1 protein-coding gene is annotated in these 2,057 nt (G+C 53.0%); it reads left to right on the top strand.

Annotated features, from left to right (window positions below):
- The coding region (gene recD, locus KDK14_RS10090; RefSeq protein ID WP_257264974.1) for an exodeoxyribonuclease V subunit alpha at positions 1-1,945 on the top strand (1,945 nt) is incomplete at its 5' end.
- Positions 1,946-2,057: the final 112 nt, after the last annotated feature.

Raw genomic sequence — 2,057 nt, 5'->3', positions numbered from 1 at the left:
CGCCAAACTGAACGACTCCCTGGACCCCGACCCATTGCTGACTCTGGCAGCCGCCAATGTCAGCTTTGAACTGGGCCAGGGCAATGTGTGTATGTCCCTGGCTTCAGGCTTCACCCTTTTTGGTCTGGATGAGCAGGAAAGCGCCACACTGATGGATACCCTGGCCATCCCAAAACACCAGTGGCTGTCCCGCCTCCAGGGGACTCATGTTGTCGGTGCAAGAGGGGAAGGCAATGAACCCACCCCGCTGGTTCTCGATGGTGAGCGTCTGTACCTTTACCGGTACTGGCAATACGAACGCAATGTCGCCGATTTTCTCAAGGGCAGAAGCAGCGAAACACTGGATACCGATGAAGCCTTCTCGATTTTGCAGAGACTCTTCCAGCGGGACTATCACTTCGTGGTCCAACAGTGTAAAGGGCAATCCGAAGCCGGTCAGAAAGCTGAACTGATCAAGTGGCTGGATATTGAGTCCGTTGATACCCTCGATTGGCCAGCCATTCTGGGCTCCCTTCACCACAGGACGGATACCCTGGATTCACTGATTCCCGAGTCGGCATGCCTGAACTGGCAGAAGATTGCGGTGGCCCTGGCAGCCAGTCGCTCATTTTCAGTGATCAGTGGTGGCCCGGGAACCGGCAAAACCACCACCGTAACCCGACTGCTGGCGCTGCTCACCGAACTGGGCCTGAAACGTGGCTCCCCTCCGGATATTAAACTGGTTGCCCCAACAGGCAAGGCGGCAGCCCGCCTGACCGAGTCCATTGGTGGGGCACTGGCAAAAATAAACTGCAGTGAAACGGTCAGGGACAGGATTCCTGCCCAGGCCGGGACACTGCACCGCCTACTGGGTGTAATTCCCGGCAAGCCTGGATTTGTTCACAATAAAAACAATCGGTTACACCTGGATATTCTGGTAGTAGATGAAGCGTCCATGATCGACCTGCCACTGATGAGCCACCTGCTGGAAGCTCTGCCAGATCATGCCCGGCTGATTCTGTTAGGTGACCGGGATCAGCTTTCGTCAGTGGAAGCCGGCAGTGTCCTCGGTGATATCTGTGCTGCCGCCAGCTTTGGTTATTCCAATGAACAGCGCAATTTGCTGGCAAGATTGACGGGACAGGATCTCTATTCGGTTGAACCTGCACAGACTGATGCCAACCAGGCCGTTTCCGACAGCCTATGCCTGCTGCGCAAAAGCTATCGCTTTGACGCCCATTCAGGAATAGGCAGTCTGGCAAAAGCCGTAAACACCAATGACCTTCGATCCCTGAAATCAATATTTACCTCAGGCTTTGATGATATTGAGCGCTTTTCCATCGCCACGGAATCGGGTTATCAGCGATTGATCCAGCAATCGGTTGAAGCCTACCAGCACTACCTGGAGCTCATTCAACAGAAAACAGAACCTCAGCAAATTCTTGCTGCCTTTAACCGGTTTCAGGTGTTGTGCGCCCTGCGGGAAGGCCCCTATGGTATTTCAGGCCTGAACGAAGCAATAGAAAAAGCCCTGCAGCAAAAAGGCCTGATTGAAGTGACGGGACAATGGTATGAAGGTCGGCCCGTCCTGATCACCCGCAATGATCACGGGCTTGGTCTGTACAATGGCGATATTGGCATCACCATCAGGGACTCTAATGGCCAACTCCGGATCGCATTTCAGTTCCCCGATAAACAGGTCAGTCAGTTTCTCCCCAGTCGACTTCCAGAGCATGAGACCGTTTTTGCCATGACCATTCACAAAAGTCAGGGTTCTGAGTTTGCGGACGTTGTCATGGTCTTACCGGATCAGGACAGTCCCATCATCACCCGGGAGCTTGTCTATACAGGCATTACCCGGGCCAAATCCAAGCTTACGCTGTTTGCCGAAATGGACATCCTGCTCCAGGCGGCAAAGTCGCCAACCAAGAGGCAGTCAGGCCTTTATCAGCGGCTGGTTCAATAAACGCCCGGGATAACCGCAGAGATCACACGAGAAAAGAAAGGATTTCCAACTTTATGACCCACTTTCACCACCAAAATGACGTAATCATTTGATTTTGAACCATATATTCTAT

Origin of the sequence: Endozoicomonas sp. ONNA2 (assembly GCF_024606365.1) — a bacterium.
GTDB lineage: Bacteria > Pseudomonadota > Gammaproteobacteria > Pseudomonadales > Endozoicomonadaceae > Endozoicomonas.
The sequence above is the reverse complement of the archived record's forward strand: the minus strand, read 5'-3'. Positions and strand labels throughout refer to the sequence as shown.